General features: G+C 39.1%; 1 protein-coding gene. It reads right to left on the bottom strand.

Annotated elements, in window-relative coordinates:
- A partial coding sequence (locus ACWA1B_RS23405) for a hypothetical protein (RefSeq protein WP_456911081.1) occupies positions 1-243 on the bottom strand: 243 nt, incomplete at both ends.

The following is a 243-nucleotide window of genomic DNA, read 5'->3' as shown; positions in this document are numbered from 1 at the left end:
CCTGGTGCAATTCCTTGAAGCGCCTCCATTGCAGAACCTGTATTCAATTCTTGTAGCGTCTCTCCTTTTAAGTTTGTAGAAGCACCAGTAATCAAAGCTTTCTTTTGTGTACCGTAACCGATAACCACAACCTCATTCAAACTTTGAGATACTGCTTTAAGAGCAATAGTAAGCTTGGTTCTTCCGCCTATTACCTCATTTACAGTTTCAAAACCAACGAAACTGATTACTAAAGTTCCATTA

This window comes from Flavobacterium xizangense (assembly GCF_054075145.1).
Note: the sequence above shows the minus strand (reverse complement) of the source record. Positions and strands in the feature narration are given on the sequence as shown.